Source organism: Salinarchaeum sp. IM2453 (genome assembly GCF_019693215.1).
In the GTDB taxonomy this organism is placed as follows: Archaea; Halobacteriota; Halobacteria; order Halobacteriales; family Salinarchaeaceae; genus IM2453.
On record NZ_CP081183.1, the window covers coordinates 420,368 to 444,805 of the forward strand.

Here is a 24,438-nt window from a genome sequence, read left to right on the forward strand (position 1 = left end):
AGTAGACGATTTATAAGTAATAAATGACCGGTCTCAGAACAGCAATCCATCTCCTGGGCCAAACAGTACCAGCACCATGATGAGAGTGACAATCAAAACGACAATGGCAATGCTTGTTCCAATCCCCGCACGAAGCTGATGATTCTGCTCTTCGACAGGCTTGAGCATCCGTTCACCAATCTGAGTTTGCCGAAGTACCGTTTCAGGGTGGGTTCCAGCGTACATTGCCGCATTAGCACTGCGAACAGCGATCCGATCAACAGCAGCGTATAGTTCGGTGACGCCAACAACCAGACCTCGAGTGCTATAGAAGCTGACCCGGTTGAGAATCCAATCAATATCCGGTACGTGTCCAAGATGATGTAGAGGACTTTTCAGGATAACAAATCCAATCAGACCAGCAGCAGCCAGTGCAAGGCCTTCTAAAACGTGCCCAACAGTGTAGGCTTCGTAATCGACACCAGTTATTGACTCCTCAAGGAGAGGCACGGTGGCGATTGTTTCTGCGCCAGCAACAGGGAGAATTGTGTAGAGTGTATCTGGCCACAGGCCGTAGATAACACAGAGTGCAGCAACACTAACCATTGCAACTGACTGGCCAATGTTTGCATCCTTGACTGTTCCAGCGTACTCGCCTTCGATGAATGCGAAGTAGCCGAGTTTGATAAAGGAAAGGAAGGTACCTACACCTCCAATCATCAGCATCCACCAGAGGGCAGGTTCCCCAAGAACGACATGATAATCAAAGTGGTAGCTAGCCCCATCGAGCACCATTCCTTTTGAGACAAACCCGTTGAATCCGGGGAAACCAGCAATAGATAGCGCTGCAATGGCAAAAGCAATCGCAGTAATTGGCATTGCACGGGCCAGACCGCCGATCTCATCCAGCATCTCTTCGCCAGTTCGATAGATAACAACACCAACAGTCATGAACAGCAACGCCTTGTACAGGATGTGATTGTAGATGTGGGCAAAGGATCCAGCCGTTGCAAGTCCTGCAGTGATACCCACACCAGCGACCATGTATCCAACCTGTGATTGAATGTGATACGAGAGTAGTCGTCGCATGTCGTCCTGTAATAGGGCAGTATATGCGCCGAATATGGCCATTGCACCACCCATGTATGCGATTGCGATGTGACCTTCAGGGAACGCACGGTAAAGCGCATAGACGCCGGTCTTGGTCGTATATACGCACAGGAAGACACTTGCTGCGATATGTGGTCGCGGATAGGTATCAGGAAGCCATGTATGCAGGCCAACGAATGCAACGTTGACACCAATTCCAATGGCAGCAAACAATGCTGGAAGGCCATCTGCAATGCCACCATCTGGGTCAAAGATCAACTGACCAGTAGCAACGAAATGCCAGACGACGGCAGCTAGCAGTAGGCTGCCACCGATGCCGTGTAAAATTGCATATCGATAAGCTGCTCGGATGGCGTCAGCCGTTCCAAAGTGCCAAACGATCAGCGTGCTTGTGACAGCCATTAATTCCCAGAAAATCACAAGTGTAAGCCAGTCACCGCCGAAGACAGCGCCTAGACTTGAGGCAACATAGAACAGCGCAAAGGAAGTCTGCACCCGGGGAGCTTCACTGTACCATGAATAAAGCACGGCAGCAGCTCCAATGATCCCAAAGACGAGACCCATAATTCGGGTAAATTCATCAACAGTGTACAGTTCAGCCTCGAAAACAGCGAATAGCTCAACACTTGCATGTACGCCATCAGGTACTTGCCACGAAACAAGCGTGACGAGTAACATTGCAACGACTCCGAGCGCGTGACCAATCGATCGTGGTAGTCGCCACATCAGAATAGCCGCAATGAGGATGATCAGTGCTGGATGAGCAACCGTCAGTAGACTTTCAGATATCATGATGAAAACACCTCCATAAGATCTTGGCCAGTACGATCTTCGGCTACTTCGATGGCAAGCTCAAGGAAACCAACAGAGCCTGGGATAACACCGAGGATGACGGCCCCGATCGCAATTGCAGTGATTGGCATAAGCATCAGCCATGTCGTTTCGTTCCATGGCTGACGGCGTTCCCAGCCACCTGGCGGTGGACCGCCATGATGGGCATGTCCATCATCCGCATGTGTATCGCCAGCACCAGCGAGTGGGTCCTCTTCGACATGTTTCACCTCAGCGTCGCTTGGATGATGGTCAACCGCATATCCATGATCCTCAGAGTCCCACTCATCATCGTCCGGTTTGGGCGTTTGTTTGCCACCATCAGTATGAGCCTCCTGCTCATTGGTATGGTATGATTTGTAGAGTCCGCCGAGTTTGTTCTCAATAAGCGGCTTTGCCTCGTGATTGTCTTCTGATTCGAAGAAGGCTGTGTAGATAATTGGCCAGAAGTACGCGATGTTCAGGACACCAGATACGATCAATGCCATGGCAAAGATGATACCAGCAAAGTGCGCCTCAACAGTCGTTGCCTGGAACAGCGTCGTCTGTCCTTCCATGCCGACAGCTCCAATAACCATGTAGAACTTGCTGACAAATCCAGCAATTAGCGGTATGCCAGCCATTCCAGCGGCAGCAACACCGAATGCTGAGAGGGTTAACGGCATTCGTTTTCCGATGCCGGCCATATTCGAAATATAGTCAGTATGCGTTGCAACATGGATTGCACCTGCACAGAAGAACAGTGTGAGTTTCATGAATGCGTGTGCTGGGATGTGTAATAATCCACCGACAATACCGTATGGTGTCAGGAGTGCAATACCCATGATAATATATGAGAGCTGGCTTGCAGTCGAATAAGCGAGACGACGTTTGAGGTGATCTTTTCGAAGTGCAATAAGTGATGCTGCAAGGAAGCTGAATGCTGCCAGTGCGGCCAATGGGATATGCATTCCAAGTTCCATTGCAAGGTCCGGCTCAAATACATCAAGAACTGTGCGGGAAACACCAAATGCACCAGTTTTCACGACCGCGACCGCGTGAAGGAGACCAGAGACTGGCGTTGGTGCGACCATTGCGTCCGGAAGCCATGAGTGCAATGGCATGATAGCTGCCTTGGCTCCAAAACCAAGCGCAAGGAAGGCAAATGCCACCTGTGCATACAGGGGCTCAGCCTCAGCCAGATGCTGTGCAGTCTCACCGAAGGTGACTGTTGCCTCACTGCCGTATGCATTTGTCAGCCAGAAGACAATGGCTGTACCACCTAGGACAAGGAATCCACCACCAAGGAACGTGTACAGAAGGTATTTACGACCAGCATCCCGGGCTTCCTTGGTCTCATCGTGTGCAACAAGCGGATAGGTTACAACAGAGAGCAACTCATAGAAGATGAATATCACAAGTAGGTTTTCAGCAAATGCGACGCCGATTGCAGTCGACAATGAAGCTGCGAACGCAGCGAAGAACCGAGTTTGTCCGTGTTCATTCAGTCCTCGCATGTAGCCGGCTGTATAGAAGGCCGTAAAGATCCACAGGAAGCTTGAAAGCAAGGCAAATACCATTCCGAGAGTATCAACCCGGAGTGCAAATTCAATTCCAAAGACAAACTCACCGAGTGTCCAGCGGTATGTTTCACCACCAAGTACCCCGGGAAGCATGCTAAGAATCAGTCCAAACTTGGTCAACGCAGCCAAGACAGACCATGTTTCACGAACATTCGGATATCGATACGAGGCGACAATGAGTGCAACAGCAATCGCCGAAACAAGAACAGCAGCGATTGGTCGCGGATCGCCTTCACCAATCAGTGTCCATGCAGATAAATCCAAGAATACTGGTTCAATCATCGTTGATCACCTCCGAAAGATCGGCACCAATGACGGGGTCAGATTGCTCTGCTGCGGTAACAACTGGATCAAGCAGCTCAGCAAAAGTTGCACCGTAAAACCCGAGGATGAGGGTAAGGACGGCAGTGCCAACGGCCAGTAAATACATACCAGCTGAAGCACCACTGCCGTCAGTTCTTGGGCCACCATCGGTCACCGCGTGAGCGACAGAGCTTGGCTCAGCATACGATGGAGCATCGTGTGGCAAGTAATCGAAGTATAGCTTCTCAAGCAGACGTGCGATGTAGAGCAGCGACAGCAGTGTACTTGCGAAGACAACAAAGACAATGGTCCACAGCTGTGTTTCAGCAGCGCCAATGGCGATATACCACTTCCCAACGAAGCCAAGCGTTGGTGGAACTCCGACGATACCAAAGCCGAGAATAGCAATGCTCCCGGCGAGGAACGGCCGTCGTTTGGCCAAACCAGCATATTCACCGATTTTGCGGGCACCTTCTCCAGCAGCAAGAGCACCAGCGGTGGCAAAGAGTCCGCCCTTAATGACCGCGTGTGCAGCAAGATGGATGATTGCGCCATAGATTGCATACCGCGCTGCAGCCTGACTTGCATCGGGATGAACGGCAAGTCCAAAGGCGATGATAATCAGCCCAAACTGGGCGACTGAAGAGTAAGCGAGCAGGCGCTTAACCTTGCTCTGTGCGGCTGCCAGCGCACTCCCAACGATAACGCTAACACCAGCAACAAGAAGGACCGCTTCAATTGCCAGTGGTGTTTCCGCGAAGAACTCAGGGGTAAACACATTCAGAGAGATGCGTCCAAAGGCGTATGCGGCAGATGTCGAGACTAGTGCTGAAACATAGATTGTCACCGCATCAGGAGCACGGTCGTAAGCATCAGGCTGCCACGTGTGCAGTGGGAATATGGCCGCCTTCACAAGCAGTCCAGCCGCGATAAAGGCAAACCCAGCAAGGACAAGGGGATCAGTATACAGAGCACTGTCAATCCATTCTGGTTCGCCAGCCAGAGACCGGGAAACATCGACCATGTTGAGTGTCCCTGTTCGGACATAGATGTAGCCAACACCCACGAGATACAGGGACGCACCGATTGTTCCAATAATCAGGTATTTTAGCGAAGCGACAGCGGATCCAGCTGACCTGTTACTGGCAATGAGAGCGTATGTAGCTAGTCCGGTAATCTCAAGGAAAACAAAGAGGTTGAATAGGTCACCAGTAAGAACGACACCCATCAGGCCACCGGTTAACAGCAAGTATCCAGCATAGAACACATCACTTCGGGGGCCACCCTTACGAGAGAATGCAAGAACAGCTAACGCAACAAGGGCAACAAGGAAGACGACAACAGCCGACAATTGATCGGCAATAAGCTCAATACCGACAATGAAGCCCTCTTCAGAGACACGACCAAACGATTCCCCACCGAGGACGTGTGCAATGCGTTCTTCTTGGATATAGACGGTGTAAGCAAGCGCGACGGCAACGATTGCTTCAACCACCAGAACGATTGCTGCTAGTGGCCAGCCGATCCGCTGTTTAAACAGTGTTGCTGCAAATGGAAGTGTCGCACCGATAATTGGGATGATGACCAGTAGTGCGGGCAATAAGTTCCCCGGGATCAGCTCATTCATCAGAATACACCTCCATCAAGACGTCTTCTCGAAGCGTTCCGTAATCCGAGTAAATCCGGACGACGAGTGCGAGTCCAACTGCGGTAAGGGCAACACCAACAACAATTGCAGTCAGGACAATCACGTGCGGAAGCGGACTGGCGAATGGATCGTACGCCTGTGCAGATTCTGGAATGACTGGCACAGATCCATCAGCAACGTACGCTGTGGTAACAAAGAAAAGAAACACACCGGTCTGGAAGATGTTCAGGCCGATAATCTTTTTTACCAGATTTTCACTGGCAATTGCCATGTACAATCCAAGCGTTAGGATAATTGCAAAGAGTAAATACGTGTATTGGCTTGTAATAAGTGTTTCAACAGTTTCAATCATCGTCGTTCACCTCCTCTTCTGGGGATTCAAATGCGACCCATGAGTCGTCATGGGACCATCGATCCTCGCTTGCACGCGATCCAGCGGCGATAGCGAAGAATAAGCCGATAACAACACCAGCAACAATTGGGGCAACCCCGCCGATTTCAATCGCTTCAAGACCCCATTTTGTGTTGATGCCGAATTCAGCCTCGAAGAACGGATGCTCAAGGAAGCTTCCGCCATACAGCATCGGGATGAGTCCGATAAGTGCAAAGACTGCCGTTCCACCGCCAGCGAGAACAACAATCGTACGGTTGTGCAGCCAGTCACGAGTGGGTTCAATCCCGAATGCAAATGCAATCATTAGGATTGAAGCACCGATAATGGCACCACCTTGGAAGCTACCCCCTGGCGTATCAGCTCCATGGAACATGAGGAACAATCCATAGGTTAGCGAGAATACAGCGATGATCCGAACAGTCGACATAATGACGGGACTCTCAACATAGGCGTGTTCCTCACGGATTGGATCACGGTCGTCGCTACTCACGGGTAAACACCTCCGAGCGGAGGACAATAAGTGCGGCTACACCAGCGGCAAAGACAACGACGGCTTCACCAAACGTATCGAATCCTCGATACCCAGCTAAAACGGCAGTTACTGCATTTTCAACGCCAGTATCACTGTATGCGTTCTCAATGTAGTACTGAGTCACTGCCGGATTACCCCAAGCAGATTGTACTTGGTCAGTACCAACAGACGGGAACTCGACGATTGTAACGAGCATCACAATCAAGAATGCGCCCATTACAATCGCTGCCGGGATGTTCACCGACTCAAACAGAGACTTGGATACCGGCCGCGATGTCTTAGCAATGGTCAACAAGAGAAGAATCGATGTCACTCCAGCGCCAATTGCTGCTTCTGTCATCGCAACATCCGGAGCAAGTAACAGTGCATAGAACACTGCCATGCCGAGGCTATACGCCGCAAAGACGATGATGACAGATAGGACATCGCGCAGAAAAACAGTCACAACTGCGGTGATTAGGACAAACAAGGCAAGTGTAATCTCGATGGCGGGAGCTGACTGTAATGCATCCATGAGTGCATCAATCATTTGTGATCACCTCCAGCGTTAGACTGGGACGATTCGACGTACCCGCCATCAGGCTCGACTGCTTGGACCAGCTCAGTGTCGTCCTTCGTATCGTCCTCTCGCCATGGGACGATCCCTTTTTCATTTGCGGCACGAGCAATGGCATGCGCTGCCGTTGGATTGGTAATGAAAATGAAGAACAACAGCAGAACGGTTTTTACAGTAGGAGACCCCCAGCCTAATTCAATCGCTGCGAGCGTAACTCCGGCAAGTGCAAATCCCGCACCGAGTGTATCAGCCTGTGAAGCAGTGTGAGCACGAGAATATATATCTGGAAGACGTATTACACCAGTCGCTGAAACCAGTGTGAACAGAACACCAAGGATAACACAGGCGATAATCAGCGTAAGATATGCCAGATCGATCATAGCACACCACCTCGCTCGACGGAGAACTTCGAGAAGGCAATGGCCATCAGGAAATTAAGGAGTGCGTAGATCAGCGCGATATCAAGTAGTGATGGCTCGCCAAGACCAACAGACAACAGAGCAAGCACAACGACAGTGTTCGTGCCGAGGACATTAACCGCAAGTACACGATCAGGCACTGTCGGACCCTTGATTGCTCGATAGAACATTGCAATGGCAAGAATAATAAAAATCGCTGCTGCTGCAAGGAACAGCGTTTGGATGATTTCATTACTTACATCAATCATGACTGATCACCTTCTGACTTCGATTCTGATCCATCGCGTTCAACCATGGAAACATCATTACGCTCTTCTGGTGTCCCAATATCCGCCGATTTGCGTCCATAAAACACAAAACGGACAGCACGCTCAAGGCCTCCATCACGGATGCCGTCGCGGGCCCACGGAACGAGGGTATGAATTACCAGTTTACGACCGGTAACTCGCACAGTCAAAGTTCCGGGGGTAAGGGTGATACTATTTGCAAGCGTTGTCGTTGGCAGTGCTCCACGAACGGCTGGACGGTATTCGAGCACTCTGGGTTCAATTGGGAGTCGTGGATCCAAGATAACCGCAGCAACGCGGATATTTGATTTGAAGATTTCCCAGAGAAGATAGATTCCGTATGGGATCGCACGGAGAAGTCGGATTGGGCTCTGCAACGATGGATCTCGGCCAAGAGACACACGAGAGAGTCCAACTGCGACAATAATCCCACTAATGGCACCGGTAACGATATCAAACCAGTAGAACGACCCGCCAAGAACCTGATAAAAGACGAATGACACAGCAAACAGCACGCCGATACGTGCTGGTGTCGTGCCACCGACGAATGGAACTCGCCGCGTTTCCTTCGGCGATGGCGCTTCTCGGACAGTTACGCCTTTGGCTTGTAGCTCCTCCTTAAGCGGACGCAACATTGGAACGCCAATTGCCGGATCGTATTCTGGATCGAGAACAACACGATCAATATTATTATCACGCGTTGTCCGACGGATTGCTTCCGCGACATCGGCCGGATCAAAGAGATATTCTTCAGTCCCGATATGAGCCGTTTCAATTGTGACGCGATCACGAATGTCTTCAGTGTCTTCGCGAGCCCACGCCTTGGCTTTCGACAACACTTCATCTGCATATTCAAACCGTTCAGATCGCATCTCCTCAACGCTATCAGTCGGCGGATGAACAAACACAAACTGAATGTAGCCGGAATCAGCATCCGCGACTGTTGCTGCGACATGCTGTACTGTATCACGCAGCGTGGATGACTCGGATACCGGGACGAGCAGTCGTTCTTGAACCATCGTCAATCACCTTCGATCATAACGTGCAAACCAAACATCGGGATAAATAACCCCTGTTGGAAGAACCATGGTGGACACTTGCGAAAACTATTTCGTTCTAACATCGAGACTCTTCCGGTTCAACAATTATAATACATCAATTTAACTATACGATAGCAGAAATTTCCGCCGCTATACCGTCACCAACGGTTGATTTATCGCCGCTATATTCAGTGGTGATTGAATCAGTCACGACATGTACATGTGCAGACTGGGCACCCATGACGCTTGCATCGTTTGCAATAACACAGTCAAGTTCTGCCCGTTCCATTGTCTCTTTGGCAGCTTCAATCAGGGCCGTACTGTCGGTTGTTGTTTCAGTCTTAAAGCCGACAATCGGGAGGTCAGGATATTCGTCTCGGACTTGATCGACGAGTTTGGGGGTAGGGTGCAGCTGTAACGTGCGTTCGGGGCCTGACTTGAGTTTTTCATCCCGAGTGTCGATAGTGTAATCACTAATCGCAGCCGCGGAAATGAAACAATCAGCAGTGTCAATATGATCAAAAACAGCATTTCGCATCTCAACAGCAGTCTCAACCTCGATAACAGACGCATATGGGAGGTCCGGATCAGCGTAACGCTCATCGAGTCCACTTGTCGATGGGTGGCGCATGCTAATTGACCCATGTACAACCGTCAGATCAGCACCTCGAATATAGCAGGATCGGGCAATTGCACGACCCATCTGTCCAGAAGACCGGTTTGTGAGCACACGAATTGGATCGATACGTTCGGCAGTTCCCCCTGTTGTCAGAAGAATCTCCGTGTCAGCGAGAGAGTCTGGAGTGGCTGCACAGGCAGTTTCCAGTGCTATCGTATCGACGGTTGCCATTTTAGCTTTATTTTCCTCAACGCGAGGAGCAACGAATGGGATGTCCCACGATTCAAGCGTATCAATCGCATCAAGGACGCCTGGATGGTCGTACATTGGTTCATGCATGGCCGGCGCGATAACAACAGGGACATCTGCGCCGATTGCTGTGGTTGCTGCTGTAGTGACAGGAGTATCATCAATACCAGCGGCGATTTTGCCAATAGTATTTGCGGTTGCCGGGGCAATCAAGAGTACATCAGCCCATCCGTCGCGACCGCATAGCTCGACATGTTCAACTGCCCCTGTGATTTCAGTAATTGGAGTATGTTCAGTACCGAACTCAGCAGCCCATGGATGGATAATATTTGTTGCTGCTGAAGTCATGATCGGGCGAACGGTGGCACCGCGACGACGGAGCTCATGTGCAAGTTCGACGACGCGAACAGCCGCCACACTGCCGGTGACACCCAAGGCAACGTTAACGTCAGAGAGCATGCTCCGAAGATTATAGAGGAACTGGAATAAATCACTGGTATTTGGTCGTCACTCACAGACAAAAAGAGAGATGGATGAACATTTGAGGATGAACAGTTGAATGTCTGGTAATGAGCTTCGTAACGACGCTGAAACTAGAGAGTGGAGACCGGGCGGTGCTTGACCGGATTGTTGAAGAGATCCAGACGACAGCAAAGCAAAAAGGGGCTGAGCTCAACGGACCACATACATTCTCTCCAGAAGAATACTCGGTACCACAGTACGGCGACTACAACAGCAACGGTCGGTTCGGCACGTGGGAATATACGGTGTATCGGCGAGAGCTTAGTTTAGTCGGCCACCAACAGTTAGCAAGCAAAATTCTTTCGTGGGATTTCCCCGATGCAATCCGTGTCGAAGCAGAAGTCGAGCAGATATAAATCAGTCAATCAGTATTTTGGATCTGCGCCGGTCGTCTCGTAGACAGCATCCATGATGGTATCACGGCGTTCTTGCCAGAACGGAAGTAAATTCGGGGACTCTGGATAATCTTCGTAATGTTCGAGTATCTGGTCTGCTCGCTGTTTGGTTTTGAACAACTTGTAGATTTTCCCCCAGTGGCCAAATGTCTTGACAGCAGCCTCAGCTACAAGGCGTGGCGATAGATCAGCAGACCCGGAATAAAGCGATTCAGCAATCTTCTCGCCAGGCATCACTGCAAGCAATTTCATCATTTCATCAGTGTCAACAGCCGTTGAGAGAATATTGTAGACATCCAGCGCAGCATATCGAGCACCGAAATGCTCCATGACACGCTCGTTGTACTCCCATAGCGCTTCTTCTGTTGGGGCGCCATTTTCTAGCGCATCAATAACTGCCTCACCAGCGTAGACGCCTGCATATGCTGCACCAGCGATACCACCACCGGTCGTTGGATTGACGTGACCAGCAGCGTCACCGGCTGCGATAAATCCGGGAGCAACAGCCGAATCATATGGACGTCGCGTTGGCATTGAAGCACCAAGTTTGCTTGTTACTGTACCCCCCTGTAATTCAGGGCGTTTCTGAATATTCTCCCGAAGATCTTCAACAAGTTTCATCGGCTCCTCGGTCATTTGGAAGCCAAGCCCAGCATTGATCTTTGTTTCGGAACGGGGGAAATACCAGACGTATCCAGCAGATCGTTTGGCTGGCCTGAACACTAAGGCATCGCTGTAGTCAACTGGTTCATCAACTTCGATAACCTCACGATAACCAGAGCAAAATTGCTTGGATTGAACGTTTGTATCGAATGTAGTATCAGTGAGATCAGCTTTATCCTGAAGGATAGATAGAGATCCACCAGCATCGATAACAACATCAGCTTCATAGGTTGTTGAGTTGTTATCCTGAACAGCATGGACGCCGGTCACCGTGCCGTCATCGTCCTGAACAACATCATTGACAACAGTATTATATTCAATTGTTGCGCCAGCGTTCGTTGCACCCTCGATGAGGCGGCGGCCGTATTCTGGTCTATCGATAACCGCAAGATCGCCAGGGATTGGAATCTCTAAGACAGTATCTTCCTGTGGGATTTCAAATCGGCCATGGTCAACATCAGTATTTGTGAAGGCTGGCTCAATCTGTTCGAAGGGGATCGATTCAGGAAATTCTGATGCACCCTTGAGTGCGTCGCCACATGCGATAACGCCAGCATTTTCTTCGGATTTCCGTTCAAGGATAACTGTTTCGAGCCCGGCACGCGCGGTTGTAGCAGCAGCATAGCAGCCAGCGGTGCCTGCTCCAACAACAACGACATCGTACTCTGGCATAGTTGTACATCAAGGAAAGAATCCAGATAACGCTTTCCAAGTTTATTTGACAAACACAAAGACGCGGCCGGCTGTTGACAGATCCCAGTTACTACGTCTGGAAGTTGTGCCAAATAGAAACGTCGTTGGGGTAATGTTGCCAATGAACTTATGTTATTCATCTTATTATTTTGTGTTATGCTACTCATAAGTACATCAGTGAGTGCTGGAATGTGGGGGGAGGAACATGGCAGCAATTGAGATTACCAACCTTTCAAAGCACTTCGGCGATGTCGTTGCCGTAGACGAACTAGATTTAACCGTAGAGGAAGGTGAGATATTCGGCTTTCTTGGGCCCAACGGAGCGGGAAAATCAACGACAATAGACATCATTCTGGATTTTGTTCGACCCACTTCCGGGCAAGTAACGGTACTAGGTCACGACGCGCAGAAAGAGGGGCTTCAAATCAGACAACAAACAGGAGTCCTTCCAGACGCATACCATGTTTACAATCGACTGACTGGCCGACAGCATCTTGAGTTTGCTATTGAACTCAAAGGGACTGACGATGACCCAATGGAACTACTCGAGCGTGTTGGGATCGCTGAAGCTGCCGACCGGAAAGCTGGCGGCTACTCAAAAGGGATGAAACAGCGACTTATGTTAGCCATCGCACTATTGGGAAAACCTGATTTGCTGATTTTGGACGAACCGTCGACTGGACTTGATCCCAACGGGGCAAAAGAAATCCGCGATATCATCCGACAGGAAAAAGCCCGCGGTGCAACGGTCTTTTTTTCTAGCCACGTGATGGAACAGGTCGAAGCCGTCTGCGATCGTGTAGGGATCATTAACCGGGGACAGTTGGTGGCTCTGGATAATGTTGAAGGATTGCGGGCCGCCAAAGGGGCCGGCGAGACGCTATACTTACAAGTCAAGACTCTCTCAGAGGCCGTTCTCAGGAAGATTACTGATGTTGATGGTGTCGAGTTGGCCACCATCGACGATAGACGAGTACGCGTAATGGTTGGGGACCGATCAAAGTTTGAAGTGTTAGACGACATCGACGAAATCACCACAGTTGAGGACTTTTCCGTGGTGACATCGTCGCTTGGTGATCTTTTTATCCAGTACACTAACGAGACACAGGAGGTGCAAAGATGAAAGCCCTAACAGTCGCAAAGAAAGACTTTAGGGATGCATCTCAGTCACGAGCACTGTGGGCACTGGTTGGTATATTTGTTGTCCTTATGCTAATCCTCGCATATGCTGTTGTCGAAGCACCAGAGGTAATTGGCATCTCTGATGAGGTAGGGTTTGACGACCTGTTATTTATGACATCAGCGTTTGTTGCGCTGTTTGTACCGCTGGCCGCCATTATTGTCTGTTATAAGTCTATAGCCGGCGAGCGGGAACTTGGGAGTATCAAGATAATAATGTCCTTACCAACGACCCGTCAGGACGTGTTCTTCGGGAAAGTGCTTGGTCGGGGTGCTGTTATCACCACAGCACTCGCGGTAGCAGTACTTATTGGATTAGGATTTGGATCGGTGCTGCTTGGCACGGTCGATATCGTCGCAGTGCTTGTATTTCTACTGCTCACGATATTTTTCGCAATTGTCTATGCGAGTATAATGGTTAGTCTCTCAGCGAGTACTGGATCAACAGTCCGGGCAACAACCTATACGCTCGGATTTTTTGCTGTGTTTGAGTTGCTTTGGGATGCGATTCCACTAGCAATTGTATATGTCGTTGAAGGGTTTCAGATGCCGACAGCATTACCTGACTGGTTTACCACAGTTCTCATGGTTTCTCCATCAACAGGATACTTTTCAGCGGTCAATGCATTTGTTCCGGGAATCGACTCTGAAACCACTGGTGGCGGAGGTGAAGCTGGAGTTGAAGTCGATACAGCATACGGCGACGCAATATACGCTCAGCCTGAGGTTGGACTGCTCTTTCTGGTAGTTTGGATGGCTATTTCACTGGCTGTAGGGTATTCTCGATTCACGCGAGCGGATCTGTGAGCGGTGTCATTCCAGATCAAACGTTATGATAGTCACCTTGAGGCGGCTGTGCAACGCTAACTACAAGCTGGGGAGAGCGATTGTTGAGAGCTGAAACATCGGAAACCTAAAGCCATATGTTGGAGGTAATTATAACTACGTATATGACTGAGTACACGGTAGAATTCGTTGGTGCCAACGAGACGATTACCGTCTCAGATAAGGAGACAATTTTGAGTCGCTGTATTGAAGAAGGAATTAACCAAGAGTACTCCTGCCGAGTTGGTACCTGTCTGGCCTGTTCTGCTGAGATTATCGAAGGGCAAGTAGCTCAGCCAGCTGCTCGGGGATTCACAGATAAAGAGAAAGAAAACTATGCATTAACCTGTATGGCACGGCCACAATCTGATTTGAAACTTGAAATGGGTGTGTATCCACCAAGCATTGAGGACGACGTCGAAACAGGCGCGGTTGCTGATGACTGAGTCCCACTATTGGGGAAAATAAACCAATTGCGAGTGGAGTCGGCTATTCTGCGATAGACTAAGCGTTAAATATTAGCCGTCGGGTTACAAAACTTCAGGATATGAGTAGCAACAACGAGCGAGAGCGAGAAAGTTCAGTTGACATCATGTTTCGATTTGGCATGCTGTTCGCTGTAATCATTGGACTTGCGGCGCTTGGATTTGGAGTCTACCATCTCATGGTAATTGCTGGATGGATCTGAGGCTAGGCAAGTCTCCATATCAACCGCGGTTATAGGTACAGCGACATCAGGATGGATGTTGATGACTGATTTTTTCAGCAATGATGGATGGTGTTGGCGTCCTACAGTCCCGGCATTTCCATACAGGGCGTCCTGCGCCTCGTTCTTGGATTAGATCGTGATTGTACCTGAGTGTTCGGCCACAGACACACTGATATTCGGTTTTGGACATATACGTAGAATACTATCGGCTACAGACTATAAGCACAGCGGCGTGTAGAAAGGTTGTAACACTAAATCGTCAGTCAGAGATAAACTTGTTGTCGCGCCAGTTAACACCGTTTTGTGAGTCAGAATCTTCGCCAGGGCCTTCAGCAACTTCAACAGTTGATGCACGCTCTTCGCCATCAACAATGCGCCACGATTCAAGTTCGCCGTTTTGTGCCGTGATCGCTGTTAGCGTGCCTTTCTCTGCTTTTCGAGCAACCTGACAGAGTACTTCAAACATTTCATACTGAAGTTCTGTGTTCTGAAGAACCGTCTCACGATCGCCTTTGAATCCAGCAAACTCAACCAACTCAGATTCAGGTTCTTCCTCCTCTTCTCCGCCCCACTGTGGACCCCGATTCTTTGGGTCGTCCTCCTCGTTTTCGTAGACACGTGTTTCTGTAATACTGGCTTTAAGCTGCGCAGTCGGGGTGTATTTGCTAATTGATTCGTCTTCGGCAACTGCCCGAAGAATAAGTGTGTTATTCCGGCGATTAATCTCGACGTCCGCAACACCGTCGGGATAATCAATTTCGTCGATTAAGTCGTGGACATCTTCCAAGGGCAATTCAAGCGTCGAATGGAGTCGATAGACAGTAGCTTCCGATGACATGGTGAGCCCCACTGGGTAAACAGTCATGCTATATTATGAACGCCGCATATAAATGGGTAGTCATTTTCCTCAGTAATATTACGATAAGAGGCTAACAAAATAAATTACGACTGACCGCCAACTGAGATAATCTGCAACATTGAATGGACCGGAACATCCTCGACAGATCCAAGTCCGCGCTTGTCAGCCAAGACAGCACAGGCAACAGGATTACCACCATGCTCACGAACCGACTGCACAGCTTCGGTGATCGTGGTGCCTGATGTGATAGCGTCATCGACAATAACACAGCGCTCACCCTCAATAGTAGCAAAGTTTCTGGAAAATGTCCCACGAACATTTTCGGTAGCGCTTCCTGTATCGGATTCGAGTCGGTGCTTTCTGGGAGCATACGCAGCAAGATCGTGATCACACTCCTGTGCAACCACGGTCGCCAAAGGAACACCCGCCTTCTCAATACCAACGACGGTTGTTGCATCGTAATCAGCAAGCAGATCGGCCATCGCAGCACCAATATAGTTCATCCGCGTGCTACTCTTTCCGATTGTGCTCCAGTCGATGTGGATGTCATCCGATCGGGTCGTATCGATGGATTCTGACTCCTGATTAGCTGCCCGATCAACAAGCCAGCTTGCGGTCTCTCTTGATACATTAAGCTCATCAGCAATTTCACCCGTTGAACGACCCTGATCCGCAAGTGTCGTCGCATTATCGATCAAATCGTCTACGTTTTTCATATATCCGATTATGTAGACAAGGATCATATACGTTCGCACAATTCAGTCCATCCCAAACGCAGGGCACAAATTCGTCACACTGGATCTCTGTCCGGAGGAGAGACCAGCGGAGAAAAAGATCAAAGACTACCAGAAGTGACAAAGTCATCGCAGGCGAGAGTCGACGTTCAGAGACGGTAATCCACTACCACGGTGCAAAATCAGGATCGACTTTCCGTTCTCGTTCAGAGATGTTGTTGATACGTTCAATTTCCTCGTTGGATAGCTCAAGCGTCAATGCTTCGTAATTATCTTCGATGTGATCTTTACTGGTCGCTTTGGGGATCGGAACAGTTCCCTGTTCCAAGAGCCAAGCAATGCTGACTTGAGCGGCACTAACACCATGGGACTCAGCGATTGACACAATTGTATCATTCTCAAACACACCACCACGAGCAAGCGGAGAATAAGCGACAAGTGCATGTCCATGCTGGTCTGCGTATTCGCGGAGCTCAGGCTGTTGAAGCATTGGATGGCATTCAACCTGATTAGCCATAATCGGAGTATCAAGGATGTCACGGGCTTGATCTAAGTGGCGAGGTTCAAAGTTGCTAACACCGATACCATTGATGTAGCCATCTGAATAGAGTTCATCAAACGCTGGAAGGGTTTCTTCTGGATCATACGCACCAGCTGGCCAGTGGACATATAGCAGATCGACGGTATCCAATTGTAACCGAGAAAGGCTCTCTTTTGTTGACTCGATCACGTCGTCGTGCGCAAGGTTGTCAATCCAAACCTTTGTCGCAATAAACAGCTCGTCACGGGAAACTGACGCTTGTGCAATGCCCTTTCCAACTGCCTGTTCGTTTTCGTATACCTGTGCAGTGTCGATGTGCCGATATCCCATCTCAATTGCTCTTTTGACACTGTTCGTACACGCTTCAGGATCTGTATTCTGCCATGTTCCAAGGCCAAATGCTGGAATGCCATTAACTGCTGGAACACGATCCGTAGCAGGAATAGTCATGTAACAATATTCAGTGATTGGAAGTCAAAGTTATTGCGGAGAAGTCAAATAATCCAAGATCAAAAGAAACAGGGCTAAACGAATGGTTAGTATTTCGGATCTGCACCCGTTAGGTCGTATACTTTGTCATAGACAGCATCACGACGATCTTGCCAGTAGTGAAGATCATCTGGTCGTGATGGGTACTCGTTGTAGACTTGTTTGATGTTATTAGCTTGTTCATGGACATGGTACAGCTCATACAGAAGTTTCCAGTGTCCGAACGTTTCTAGCAGAATCCGGGCCATAAGTGGAACATCGAACGACGAAGTACCCTTCTTTCCGAGCGCATCGATGAGTTGCTGACCCGGCATCGCGGTGACAATATCCACTAGCTCGTCGATCTCGTGGGCTGTGCCCCAGATGTTGTACAAGTCCATCGCAGCAAACCGTTTGCCGAAAGAGCGCATAACCTTAGCATTGTAATCCCACAGTGCTGGTTCAGAAACATCACCGTTTGAGATAGCCTCGACAGCCTGTTGAGCTGCCCACGTACCTGCTTTAGCAGCTCCCGGAATGCCACCACCGGTCGTTGGGTTGACATGGCCAGCAGCGTCTCCAGCAGCAATAAATCCCGGAGCAACTGCAGAGTCAAACGGTCGACGCGTCGGAACCGCTGCACCAAGTTTGTTCTTTACGGTGGCATTCCTGAATTCCGGTCGACGTTTAATATCACGGCGGAGTTCCTCGGCCAGTTTCACTGGTTCTTCGGTCATCTGGTAGCCGAGACCGACGTTAATCTCGGTAGGGGTGCGAGGGAAATACCACAAGTAACCAAGTTCAGCAGTGGGTTTAAACACAATCGCATCATGATAATCAACCGGTTCATCAAGTTGCAAGACTTCTCTGTAAGCAGCACAGAACTGTTTGGCTTGGACATCTGTATCAAAGTGTGTTCCAGAGAAGTCGGCTTTTTCTTGGAGAATTGAAAGTGCCCCAGTCCCGTCAATCACAACATCGGAGCGATACTCTCTGTGATCACCTGCGTGAACGCCTTTAACGCCAACAACCGTTCCATCGTCATCCTGAATGACATCATTGACGACCGTTTCGTACTGGATATCTGCACCGAGTCGCTCTGCCTCTTCAATCAGGACTTCTCCGTACCGCTTACGGTCAACAACGGCACCAGTTGTTTCATGAAATGTGATGTCAACAGCATCGGGAGAACCAGGATCACCAAAGATTCCGCGCCGAATATTCTGGTTGGTGAATGATTCGTCTTTGAGATATTCACGGTCTATGACATCGGGAAACGTACTTGTCCCTTTGATTGCATCAGCACAGGGGATATAACCGGCGTTCTCCTGCGTTTTTCGTTCAAGAACCAGCACATCCATTCCTTCTTGAGCGGCCGTTGCTGCGGCAAAGCATCCGGCCGTTCCCGCACCAACGACGATAATATCACGGGACTCGGTTGTCATTACTCATAGCTACTCAGTGCGGCAGTAAAAAACAGCGGGAAATCGATGCGCCAGCCGGAACAATAAGTATTCTTAGTATTTTGGAACAGGCAACCGGTGCTGGTTTTTACAAGCGTCTGCTCAGGATGAGATCAACAGACAGCAAACCGAAATTAGTTAGAAACAATTTATCGGGGGTGATGAGATCATCAGGGACAGTTGGTGAGATATGGCGGTTATCTGAGCCAATTCTGTGCTGCCAACAACTGTTATGATGATCCGGCGTGTAGCTATCTATATTAGCAGTAATGACCGCAACTGATACACAATCAATTGAAGACGAAGGTGAGCTTCAGATCGTTGAATTCTATCTTGGCGATCAGGCATACTGCGTTGCAATTGATCAAGTCTTTGAGCTGGTCGATATGCAGTCACTGACAAAGATTCCGGATTCTGATCCCCGAGTGATGGGCATCGTTGATCTACGGGGGGAAACAACACGGGTAATCGATCCACGTGAACCACTTGAGGTCGAATCTGACGGCCCACAGCGTCGAATACTAATTTTTGATGACGGAGACGGAAAACAAGGCGATGTTGGATGGGTTGTCGATCAGGTAACGGAAGTACGGACAATCAAGGGCGAACACGTAGAAGACAAAACAACGGGCGATTTTGTTCAAGGATTGATCAAAGACGGTGATGACTTTATCCTCTGGGTTGACGTCGAAGCCGTCAACAACGTCTAGTGCTCAACAAACTCAATAAGCACACCGCCAGTGTCTTTTGGATGTAAGAACGCTACATCGTGTCCCCAAGCACCCGGACGAGGTTCCTCATCAATACAGCGGATGTCCAGATCACGAGCCTGATCTAATGCATCCTGCACAGATTCAGTTTCAACAGCCAAATGATGAATGCCAGAGCCGTTTCGATCAAGGTACGAGGCTATGGTACCATTATCCGAAAGCGGCTCAAGCAACTCAAGCGTTGCATTGCCAAAGTCAAGAAAAACAACTTGCATGTCGTTAAACGTCTCTTCGTGAACGACAGTGGCGTCAAATAGGTCTGTGTATAATGCACCAAGATCAGCTGCGTCCGCTGTCGCGATACCTACGTGATCGATCTGCATTAGATTCCCCCTCCGTGGTATTCACCGAACACATCACGAAGCGTATCACTAATCTCACCAACTGTGGCGCCGGCTTTGACAGCATCAATGATCAATGGCATAAGGTTGGCGTCTCCCTTTGCACCGTCCTCAAGTGTATTGAGGCTTTCTTCGACAGCCTCACTGTCACGTTCGTCTTTGAATTCTTGAAGCTGCTCTTTCTGCCGACGCTCTTCTTCTTCTGAAACTTCCTCAAGTCGAACATCATCGTCTTTTTCCTCGATCTCGAATTCATTGACGCCAACAATAATGCGCTCACCACTCTCGATTTCTTGCTGTCGTTCAAACGCAACATCTTGGATCTGCTGTTGTACCCACCCTTCTTCGATTGCCTTGACCATACCACCGCGGTTGTCGATCGCATCAATCATCTCTTTTGCCTCCTCCTCGACTTCGGCAGTCAATGCTTCAATCGTATATGAACCAGCAAGCGGATCAATTGTATCAGCAACACCAGACTCATGTGCGAGAATCTGCTGTGTTCGCAGGGCAGTACGGACAGACTCTTCAGTTGGGATTGAGAGTGCTTCGTCTTTACCGTTTGTGTGGAGACTTTGGGTACCACCAAGGACGGCTGCAAGCGCTTGATAGGCAACACGGACAATATTATTCTCAATCTGTTGTGCAGTCAGTGTTGATCCGGCTGTCTGGGTGTGGAATTTCAGTTGTTTTGAAGCCGGATTGTCTGCGTCAAACCGCTCGTCCATGATCTGGTACCAAAGTCGGCGGGCAGCACGGAACTTGGCAACCTCCTCAAGAATGTTGTTATGGGCTGCAAAGAAGAATGACAGCTGTGGAGCAAAGTCATCCACATCCAAACCGGCCTCAACGGCTGCCTCAACGTAGGCAATCCCGTCTGCGAGTGTGAAAGCAATCTCTTGGGCCGCTGTTGCTCCTGCCTCACGGATATGATATCCAGAAATCGAGATTGTATTGAAATTTGGAGTCTCTTCAGCACAGAACTCAAAGATATCAGTGATAAGTCGCATTGACGACTCAGGTGGGTAAATGTGGAGATTCCGGGCGATATACTCTTTGAGGATGTCATTCTGAATTGTCCCGCGGAGTTTCTCACGATCAACTCCCTGCTTGTCGCCGACTGCAATGTACATTGCCAGTAAAATCGAAGCCGGAGCGTTAATCGTCATACTGGTGGAGACTTCATCGAGTGGGATCCCCTGGAAAACCCGTTCGAAGTCATCTAAGGTATCAATTGCAACACCGGATTTACCAACTTCACCAGTAGACATCGCATGATCCGAGTCATGGCCCATCTGTGTTGGAAGGTCAAATGCCATTGAAAGGCCAGTTTGGCCCTGATCAAGCAGGTACTGGAAACGTTCGTTTGTTTCCGCTGCAGTTCCCATCCCGGCATACTGGCGCATCGTCCAGAGTCGACCACGGTGCATCGTCGAATACGCCCCTCGCGTGTACGGTTCTTCACCTGGGAATCCAAGATCATCGAGATAGTCAAGATCGGCGATATCATCAGGCGTATACAACCGCTCCAAAGTCTGTCCACCGGTATCGGTGTCGAACGATTCCTTTCGCTCGCCGAACCGCTCAAGCGTTGGCGAAAGCGTCTCCTCATCCCACTGCTGTTTGGCATCACGTATTTCCTCTAATTCATCAGCATCGAACATTATTATTCAGTGTGAGTAGAACAAACTTAAATCTCAACAATTTCCCTTGCGAAACAAACATATCAGTCGTATATACGAGTGATAATTATTCCGCGCACGGTGGGGCGGGGAATCCACCTTGTTATTTGGCTTGGGCTAAAGTGAGAATCGAAAAATCTGTCTAGATGTCGTACTTGTAGCTGGCATCGTCAGTGTCGATACCGAAGTCCTCGACCATCTCATCTTTCATTGACTCGCGTTGTTGCTGTCGGCGTTCAACTGCTGCCTGTTTGAACCGTTCGCGGAGCCGATCTGGCATCTCAAATGCGTCAACATCAATTCGCAGAGAAATCGCGTCAGAGTGTTGTTCTCGGACCTCGGAGAGTCGACTCTCAAGCGCGTCTGGGAGATCGCCTGTCGAAATCGGTGTGAATCCAAACTGAATGAAATACTCTGGGTCCTCGGAAAATACGTACGCCTGCTCAAACATATCATCACTTGCTAGTGCCAGTAGCCGTTCAACAATGTGTGCACCAACACCTTTCGACCGCCAACCAGGTAACACGCCAACAGAGGTGATCTCACAGAAAGTCTCTTCATCAGTTACGTGTTCACGAAGGCGTCCAAACCCGGCTTTTGTGTTTGTCGTTTCATCTACGGCAACGACAAAATCATCGACTTGTGGTGAGTCTGCTTCTAAATCCAAGTCACGAATCCAATCAAGCAACCACACCTCTTCCTGAGATTTAGCATCACGAACGTACATGGTATCAGATCAGTCGTGATCAGAAACGGTGAGCCATGGTGGTGGTCACCGGATCACGGTATGTAATTATATCAGTGCGCGCTGTACTAGAGTGTTGCGGACACCTTGATATTGCCCTGCGGTCGATAATGTTCTCAACAAACCGAGCAATGCAGTCACTGATCAAGCATCGAGTGGAACATCAAGCGGCAGCAACAGACGAGGTTCTGGGGCTGCTTCACTGGTAATTGCCAAGTCGCCATGCGAACTGGTATCTGTCGGGAATCGGATTGTTGCCCCAGCCAGTAATGGCGCGATAAATCCGGGTGCAATTGTGCGCGGATCTGAAATTGATGAGCGAACGACGACGGTCATCTCTTCGTCCATTTCGCGAGCCTTTACAGCTGCTTCTGCAGCTTTGATCACACGCCGATGCGAAAACGTTGCTTCAGGCGTCTTAAGCAACGATGTTGAAGGGAGGACAGACGCCTCGGGAAGTGTCGGATCTGTTTTCCAGACAAGCTTCTCAAAGTGCATGATCTTGTCATGATCTGGGGATGACCCAAAACCAATCCGGGGTGATTGCGCCGGAATACGGTACTTCCCGACAGAGTTGGTTGGACCAACCAATGCATCAACGGCCGTTCCAGAGATATCTTCAAGTTGAATCTGAGCTCCTAAGGCTGCGGCTCCAAGCACACTGATAACTGTCTGGCCATTGCCTGATGGAACAATACCGACGAGGCTCTCATTGTCAACCCCGTGTTCGGAAAGAACATGTGCAAACGAATAGGTGGTCTCTTGTAGTTGTTCATATGTATAGACATTCTCACCAGCTCGAGGAACACCAATTGCAGTGCCTTCCCTGCTGGAGAGATCCTCAACAAGCGAGCGAAGTGTGTTCATACAGTAGCATCGATGACCGTCAGCAAAAAGGATTCTTACAGAAATGGGTACGTATGATTCTGGGAGTAGCGAGCTCCAAAAAACAAAAAAGATAGATAAGAAAGGTTGTCATCTGGGGAGGGCCAAAACGCCGGGGGTTGGGAGCAAGGCGGGCTGTAACCAGATGACGGCATTGACAAATTGCTGAGAGGTGTATAAAAAGGGTGGGGCCCAATTATCAACAGTGAAAATGATATTTTACAGTGAATTTCGAATTCGGTCAAAGAACCCCTGCTCGACCTCAACTTCTTCTCCACCAGCCTCGGCGTAGTCTTTGAGTGCTTCACGCTGCTCTTCGTTGAGCGAGCCTGGAGTAACTACCTGCACAGTGACAAACAAATCACCACTACCCCGACCACGGAGACGAGGCATACCCTTGTTCCGAAGGCGGAGCGTTTCACCACTCTGTGTCCCAGAAGGAATCTCTAGCTCAACATCACCGTCAAAGGTTGAGATCTGGATCGTATCACCAAACACGGCTTGTGGGAACGAAATTGCCTGCTGGTAGTGTAGGTCATCGCCATCACGTTCGAAGTCTTCGTGATCACGGATTGAAACGTCAATTAGCAGATCACCGCTTCCAGCCCCCTGTTCACCTGCAGCGCCTTCGCCCTCCATGCGAAGTGTCTGACCATCGCGAATACCCTCTGGAACTTCAACGGTCAGTGTTGCTCGGTTGCGAACGGTACCATCCCCGCCACAGTTACTACAGTTTTCGTCATAAATTTCACCACGTCCATCACAACGTGGGCACTGCCGAGTCTGTTGAACCTGTCCGAGTGGCGTTCGTTGGACCTGACGGACTTGACCGCGGCCATTACATTCAGGACACGTTCGGACATCGGCATCAGGTGGATGACCAGCTCCATCACAGACATCACATTGTTCTGGGCGGCGAATTGTGACTTCTTTTTCTGTCCCGTGATATGCCTGCTCAAGATCAATAGTGAGTTCCGTACGAAGGTCGCGACCACGGTTTGATCCGCCACGACCACCACCGCCGAAGAACTGATCAAATATGTCTTCAACGCCACCAAAGCCATCGAATGGATCCTGTCGAGCACCAGCACCACCACGGCCTGCACCGGCACCGCCAGCACCTTGGTCAAATCCACCGTGCTTCTGTGCCTGCTGAAATCGTTCGTGTCCAACTTGGTCGTAGATTTGGCGCTTCTCTTCGTCAGTTAGGACTTCTTTCGCTTGCTGAATCTTCTTGAATTTCTCTTCAGCATCGGGATCATCGCTGACATCCGGATGATATTCGCGGGCTTTCTCACGGAATGCCTGCTTAATCTCATCCTCAGACGCATCCGAACTTACACCGAGAATCTCGTAAAAATCCTTGCTCATCAGTTATTCACCTATAAGAAAGTAAGCTACTTGAAACACGCGACTGCAGTATCAGCTCTACGTC

At 49.5% G+C, this 24,438-nt stretch carries 26 protein-coding genes; 6 read left to right on the forward strand and 20 right to left on the reverse strand.

What is annotated here, in order from left to right; translation table 11 throughout:
- Nucleotides 1-33: 33 nt before the first annotated feature.
- The 10 genes from K0C01_RS02065 to coaBC form a co-directional block, all read right to left on the reverse strand.
- The gene (locus K0C01_RS02065; protein WP_221170415.1) at nt 34-1,881 is read right to left on the reverse strand and encodes a Na(+)/H(+) antiporter subunit D; all 1,848 of its coding nucleotides are present in this window, start codon (nt 1,879-1,881) and stop codon (nt 34-36) included.
- A complete protein-coding gene (locus tag K0C01_RS02070) occupies nt 1,878-3,764 on the reverse strand; it encodes a proton-conducting transporter transmembrane domain-containing protein (RefSeq protein WP_221170416.1) in 1,887 nt (628 codons plus the stop codon). The genes K0C01_RS02065 and K0C01_RS02070 overlap by 4 nt, the downstream gene beginning before the upstream one ends.
- Nucleotides 3,757-5,412: a proton-conducting transporter transmembrane domain-containing protein gene (locus K0C01_RS02075; RefSeq protein ID WP_221170417.1), complete on the reverse strand. Its 1,656-nt coding sequence runs from the start codon at nt 5,410-5,412 to the stop codon at nt 3,757-3,759. The genes K0C01_RS02070 and K0C01_RS02075 overlap by 8 nt, the downstream gene beginning before the upstream one ends.
- On the reverse strand, nt 5,405-5,785 hold the full coding sequence (locus tag K0C01_RS02080) for a cation:proton antiporter subunit C (protein ID WP_221170418.1): 381 nt from the start codon (nt 5,783-5,785) through the stop codon (nt 5,405-5,407). The genes K0C01_RS02075 and K0C01_RS02080 overlap by 8 nt, the downstream gene beginning before the upstream one ends.
- Nucleotides 5,778-6,317 carry an MnhB domain-containing protein gene (locus tag K0C01_RS02085; RefSeq protein WP_255568349.1) on the reverse strand — a complete coding sequence of 180 codons (540 nt, stop codon included), beginning with the start codon at nt 6,315-6,317 and terminating at the stop codon, nt 5,778-5,780. The genes K0C01_RS02080 and K0C01_RS02085 overlap by 8 nt, the downstream gene beginning before the upstream one ends.
- Complete coding sequence (locus K0C01_RS02090) at nt 6,310-6,888, reverse strand: DUF4040 domain-containing protein (protein ID WP_255568350.1); 579 nt, start codon at nt 6,886-6,888, stop codon at nt 6,310-6,312. Before K0C01_RS02090 ends, K0C01_RS02085 begins: the two co-directional genes overlap by 8 nt.
- Nucleotides 6,885-7,295, reverse strand: a complete 411-nt coding sequence (mnhG, locus tag K0C01_RS02095; RefSeq protein WP_221170419.1) for a monovalent cation/H(+) antiporter subunit G — start codon at nt 7,293-7,295, stop codon at nt 6,885-6,887. Before mnhG ends, K0C01_RS02090 begins: the two co-directional genes overlap by 4 nt.
- On the reverse strand, nt 7,292-7,582 hold the full coding sequence (locus K0C01_RS02100) for a cation:proton antiporter (RefSeq protein ID WP_221170420.1): 291 nt from the start codon (nt 7,580-7,582) through the stop codon (nt 7,292-7,294). Before K0C01_RS02100 ends, mnhG begins: the two co-directional genes overlap by 4 nt.
- On the reverse strand, nt 7,579-8,640 hold the full coding sequence (locus K0C01_RS02105; protein ID WP_221170421.1) for a monovalent cation/H+ antiporter subunit E: 1,062 nt from the start codon (nt 8,638-8,640) through the stop codon (nt 7,579-7,581). The genes K0C01_RS02100 and K0C01_RS02105 overlap by 4 nt, the downstream gene beginning before the upstream one ends.
- Nucleotides 8,641-8,785: 145 nt before the next feature.
- The gene (gene coaBC, locus K0C01_RS02110; protein WP_221170422.1) at nt 8,786-9,988 is read right to left on the reverse strand and encodes a bifunctional phosphopantothenoylcysteine decarboxylase/phosphopantothenate--cysteine ligase CoaBC; all 1,203 of its coding nucleotides are present in this window, start codon (nt 9,986-9,988) and stop codon (nt 8,786-8,788) included.
- Between the two features lie 110 nt (nt 9,989-10,098).
- On the opposite strand from coaBC, the gene K0C01_RS02115 reads away from it, so the two are divergent.
- Entirely contained in the window at nt 10,099-10,407 is a 309-nt protein-coding gene (locus K0C01_RS02115) for an uS10/mL48 family ribosomal protein (protein ID WP_221170423.1), read from the forward strand.
- Nucleotides 10,408-10,416: 9 nt separating this feature from the next.
- Here the strand turns inward: K0C01_RS02115 and K0C01_RS02120 are convergent, their stop codons facing one another.
- Complete coding sequence (locus K0C01_RS02120; protein ID WP_221170424.1) at nt 10,417-11,781, reverse strand: geranylgeranyl reductase family protein; 1,365 nt, start codon at nt 11,779-11,781, stop codon at nt 10,417-10,419.
- A 226-nt stretch (nt 11,782-12,007) separates the two neighbouring features.
- Here K0C01_RS02120 and K0C01_RS02125 point away from each other — a divergent pair, with 226 nt between their 5' ends.
- The 4 genes from K0C01_RS02125 to K0C01_RS02140 all read left to right on the forward strand — a co-directional run bounded on the left by K0C01_RS02125 (nt 12,008) and on the right by K0C01_RS02140 (nt 14,494).
- Nucleotides 12,008-12,925, forward strand: a complete 918-nt coding sequence (locus K0C01_RS02125; protein WP_221170425.1) for an ABC transporter ATP-binding protein — start codon at nt 12,008-12,010, stop codon at nt 12,923-12,925.
- Entirely contained in the window at nt 12,922-13,788 is an 867-nt protein-coding gene (locus K0C01_RS02130) for an ABC transporter permease (RefSeq protein ID WP_221170426.1), read from the forward strand. The genes K0C01_RS02125 and K0C01_RS02130 overlap by 4 nt, the downstream gene beginning before the upstream one ends.
- Before the next feature lie 143 nt (nt 13,789-13,931).
- Nucleotides 13,932-14,252 carry a 2Fe-2S iron-sulfur cluster-binding protein gene (locus tag K0C01_RS02135; RefSeq protein WP_221170427.1) on the forward strand — a complete coding sequence of 107 codons (321 nt, stop codon included), beginning with the start codon at nt 13,932-13,934 and terminating at the stop codon, nt 14,250-14,252.
- A gap of 101 nt (nt 14,253-14,353) precedes the next feature.
- Complete coding sequence (locus K0C01_RS02140; protein WP_221170428.1) at nt 14,354-14,494, forward strand: hypothetical protein; 141 nt, start codon at nt 14,354-14,356, stop codon at nt 14,492-14,494.
- A 280-nt stretch (nt 14,495-14,774) separates the two neighbouring features.
- On the opposite strand, the gene K0C01_RS02145 is transcribed toward K0C01_RS02140, so the two are convergent.
- The 4 genes from K0C01_RS02145 to K0C01_RS02160 all read right to left on the reverse strand — a co-directional run bounded on the left by K0C01_RS02145 (nt 14,775) and on the right by K0C01_RS02160 (nt 18,562).
- Nucleotides 14,775-15,353: a DUF7110 family protein gene (locus tag K0C01_RS02145; protein WP_221170429.1), complete on the reverse strand. Its 579-nt coding sequence runs from the start codon at nt 15,351-15,353 to the stop codon at nt 14,775-14,777.
- Nucleotides 15,354-15,457: 104 nt separating this feature from the next.
- Nucleotides 15,458-16,090 (reverse strand): orotate phosphoribosyltransferase-like protein, encoded by a 633-nt coding sequence (locus K0C01_RS02150; protein WP_221170430.1) that lies wholly within the window; start codon nt 16,088-16,090, stop codon nt 15,458-15,460.
- A 184-nt stretch (nt 16,091-16,274) separates the two neighbouring features.
- Complete coding sequence (locus K0C01_RS02155) at nt 16,275-17,099, reverse strand: aldo/keto reductase (protein WP_221170431.1); 825 nt, start codon at nt 17,097-17,099, stop codon at nt 16,275-16,277.
- A gap of 86 nt (nt 17,100-17,185) precedes the next feature.
- Complete coding sequence (locus K0C01_RS02160; RefSeq protein ID WP_221170432.1) at nt 17,186-18,562, reverse strand: geranylgeranyl reductase family protein; 1,377 nt, start codon at nt 18,560-18,562, stop codon at nt 17,186-17,188.
- A gap of 287 nt (nt 18,563-18,849) precedes the next feature.
- Between K0C01_RS02160 and K0C01_RS02165 the strand changes: the two genes are divergently transcribed.
- Entirely contained in the window at nt 18,850-19,290 is a 441-nt protein-coding gene (locus K0C01_RS02165) for a chemotaxis protein CheW (RefSeq protein WP_221170433.1), read from the forward strand.
- Here K0C01_RS02165 and mce read toward each other — a convergent pair.
- The 5 genes from mce to dnaJ form a co-directional block, all read right to left on the reverse strand.
- Nucleotides 19,287-19,673, reverse strand: a complete 387-nt coding sequence (gene mce / locus K0C01_RS02170) for a methylmalonyl-CoA epimerase (protein WP_221170434.1) — start codon at nt 19,671-19,673, stop codon at nt 19,287-19,289. The genes K0C01_RS02165 and mce overlap by 4 nt on opposite strands.
- Entirely contained in the window at nt 19,673-21,355 is a 1,683-nt protein-coding gene (locus K0C01_RS02175) for an acyl-CoA mutase large subunit family protein (RefSeq protein ID WP_221170435.1), read from the reverse strand. The genes mce and K0C01_RS02175 overlap by 1 nt, the downstream gene beginning before the upstream one ends.
- A 160-nt stretch (nt 21,356-21,515) precedes the next feature.
- Nucleotides 21,516-22,100: a GNAT family N-acetyltransferase gene (locus tag K0C01_RS02180; RefSeq protein WP_221170436.1), complete on the reverse strand. Its 585-nt coding sequence runs from the start codon at nt 22,098-22,100 to the stop codon at nt 21,516-21,518.
- A 162-nt stretch (nt 22,101-22,262) separates the two neighbouring features.
- Nucleotides 22,263-22,985 carry a hypothetical protein gene (locus K0C01_RS02185; protein ID WP_221170437.1) on the reverse strand — a complete coding sequence of 241 codons (723 nt, stop codon included), beginning with the start codon at nt 22,983-22,985 and terminating at the stop codon, nt 22,263-22,265.
- A 237-nt stretch (nt 22,986-23,222) separates the two neighbouring features.
- A complete protein-coding gene (gene dnaJ, locus K0C01_RS02190; RefSeq protein ID WP_221170438.1) occupies nt 23,223-24,374 on the reverse strand; it encodes a molecular chaperone DnaJ in 1,152 nt (383 codons plus the stop codon).
- Between the last annotated feature and the right edge of the window lie 64 nt (nt 24,375-24,438).

Coding starts and splice junctions, on each gene's coding strand:
- K0C01_RS02065 (WP_221170415.1), bottom strand. CDS start 1,881: ATGATATCTGAAAGTCTACTGACGGTTGCTCATCCAGCACTGATCATC.
- K0C01_RS02070 (WP_221170416.1), bottom strand. CDS start 3,764: ATGATTGAACCAGTATTCTTGGATTTATCTGCATGGACACTGATTGGT.
- K0C01_RS02075 (WP_221170417.1), bottom strand. CDS start 5,412: ATGAATGAGCTGATCCCGGGGAACTTATTGCCCGCACTACTGGTCATC.
- K0C01_RS02080 (WP_221170418.1), bottom strand. CDS start 5,785: ATGATTGAAACTGTTGAAACACTTATTACAAGCCAATACACGTATTTA.
- K0C01_RS02090 (WP_255568350.1), bottom strand. CDS start 6,888: ATGATTGATGCACTCATGGATGCATTACAGTCAGCTCCCGCCATCGAG.
- mnhG (WP_221170419.1), bottom strand. CDS start 7,295: ATGATCGATCTGGCATATCTTACGCTGATTATCGCCTGTGTTATCCTT.
- K0C01_RS02100 (WP_221170420.1), bottom strand. CDS start 7,582: ATGATTGATGTAAGTAATGAAATCATCCAAACGCTGTTCCTTGCAGCA.
- K0C01_RS02105 (WP_221170421.1), bottom strand. CDS start 8,640: ATGGTTCAAGAACGACTGCTCGTCCCGGTATCCGAGTCATCCACGCTG.
- coaBC (WP_221170422.1), bottom strand. CDS start 9,988: ATGCTCTCTGACGTTAACGTTGCCTTGGGTGTCACCGGCAGTGTGGCG.
- K0C01_RS02115 (WP_221170423.1), top strand. CDS start 10,099: ATGAGCTTCGTAACGACGCTGAAACTAGAGAGTGGAGACCGGGCGGTG.
- K0C01_RS02120 (WP_221170424.1), bottom strand. CDS start 11,781: ATGCCAGAGTACGATGTCGTTGTTGTTGGAGCAGGCACCGCTGGCTGC.
- K0C01_RS02125 (WP_221170425.1), top strand. CDS start 12,008: ATGGCAGCAATTGAGATTACCAACCTTTCAAAGCACTTCGGCGATGTC.
- K0C01_RS02130 (WP_221170426.1), top strand. CDS start 12,922: ATGAAAGCCCTAACAGTCGCAAAGAAAGACTTTAGGGATGCATCTCAG.
- K0C01_RS02135 (WP_221170427.1), top strand. CDS start 13,932: ATGACTGAGTACACGGTAGAATTCGTTGGTGCCAACGAGACGATTACC.
- K0C01_RS02140 (WP_221170428.1), top strand. CDS start 14,354: ATGAGTAGCAACAACGAGCGAGAGCGAGAAAGTTCAGTTGACATCATG.
- K0C01_RS02145 (WP_221170429.1), bottom strand. CDS start 15,353: ATGTCATCGGAAGCTACTGTCTATCGACTCCATTCGACGCTTGAATTG.
- K0C01_RS02150 (WP_221170430.1), bottom strand. CDS start 16,090: ATGAAAAACGTAGACGATTTGATCGATAATGCGACGACACTTGCGGAT.
- K0C01_RS02155 (WP_221170431.1), bottom strand. CDS start 17,099: ATGACTATTCCTGCTACGGATCGTGTTCCAGCAGTTAATGGCATTCCA.
- K0C01_RS02160 (WP_221170432.1), bottom strand. CDS start 18,562: ATGACAACCGAGTCCCGTGATATTATCGTCGTTGGTGCGGGAACGGCC.
- K0C01_RS02165 (WP_221170433.1), top strand. CDS start 18,850: ATGACCGCAACTGATACACAATCAATTGAAGACGAAGGTGAGCTTCAG.
- mce (WP_221170434.1), bottom strand. CDS start 19,673: ATGCAGATCGATCACGTAGGTATCGCGACAGCGGACGCAGCTGATCTT.
- K0C01_RS02175 (WP_221170435.1), bottom strand. CDS start 21,355: ATGTTCGATGCTGATGAATTAGAGGAAATACGTGATGCCAAACAGCAG.
- K0C01_RS02180 (WP_221170436.1), bottom strand. CDS start 22,100: ATGTACGTTCGTGATGCTAAATCTCAGGAAGAGGTGTGGTTGCTTGAT.
- K0C01_RS02185 (WP_221170437.1), bottom strand. CDS start 22,985: ATGAACACACTTCGCTCGCTTGTTGAGGATCTCTCCAGCAGGGAAGGC.
- dnaJ (WP_221170438.1), bottom strand. CDS start 24,374: ATGAGCAAGGATTTTTACGAGATTCTCGGTGTAAGTTCGGATGCGTCT.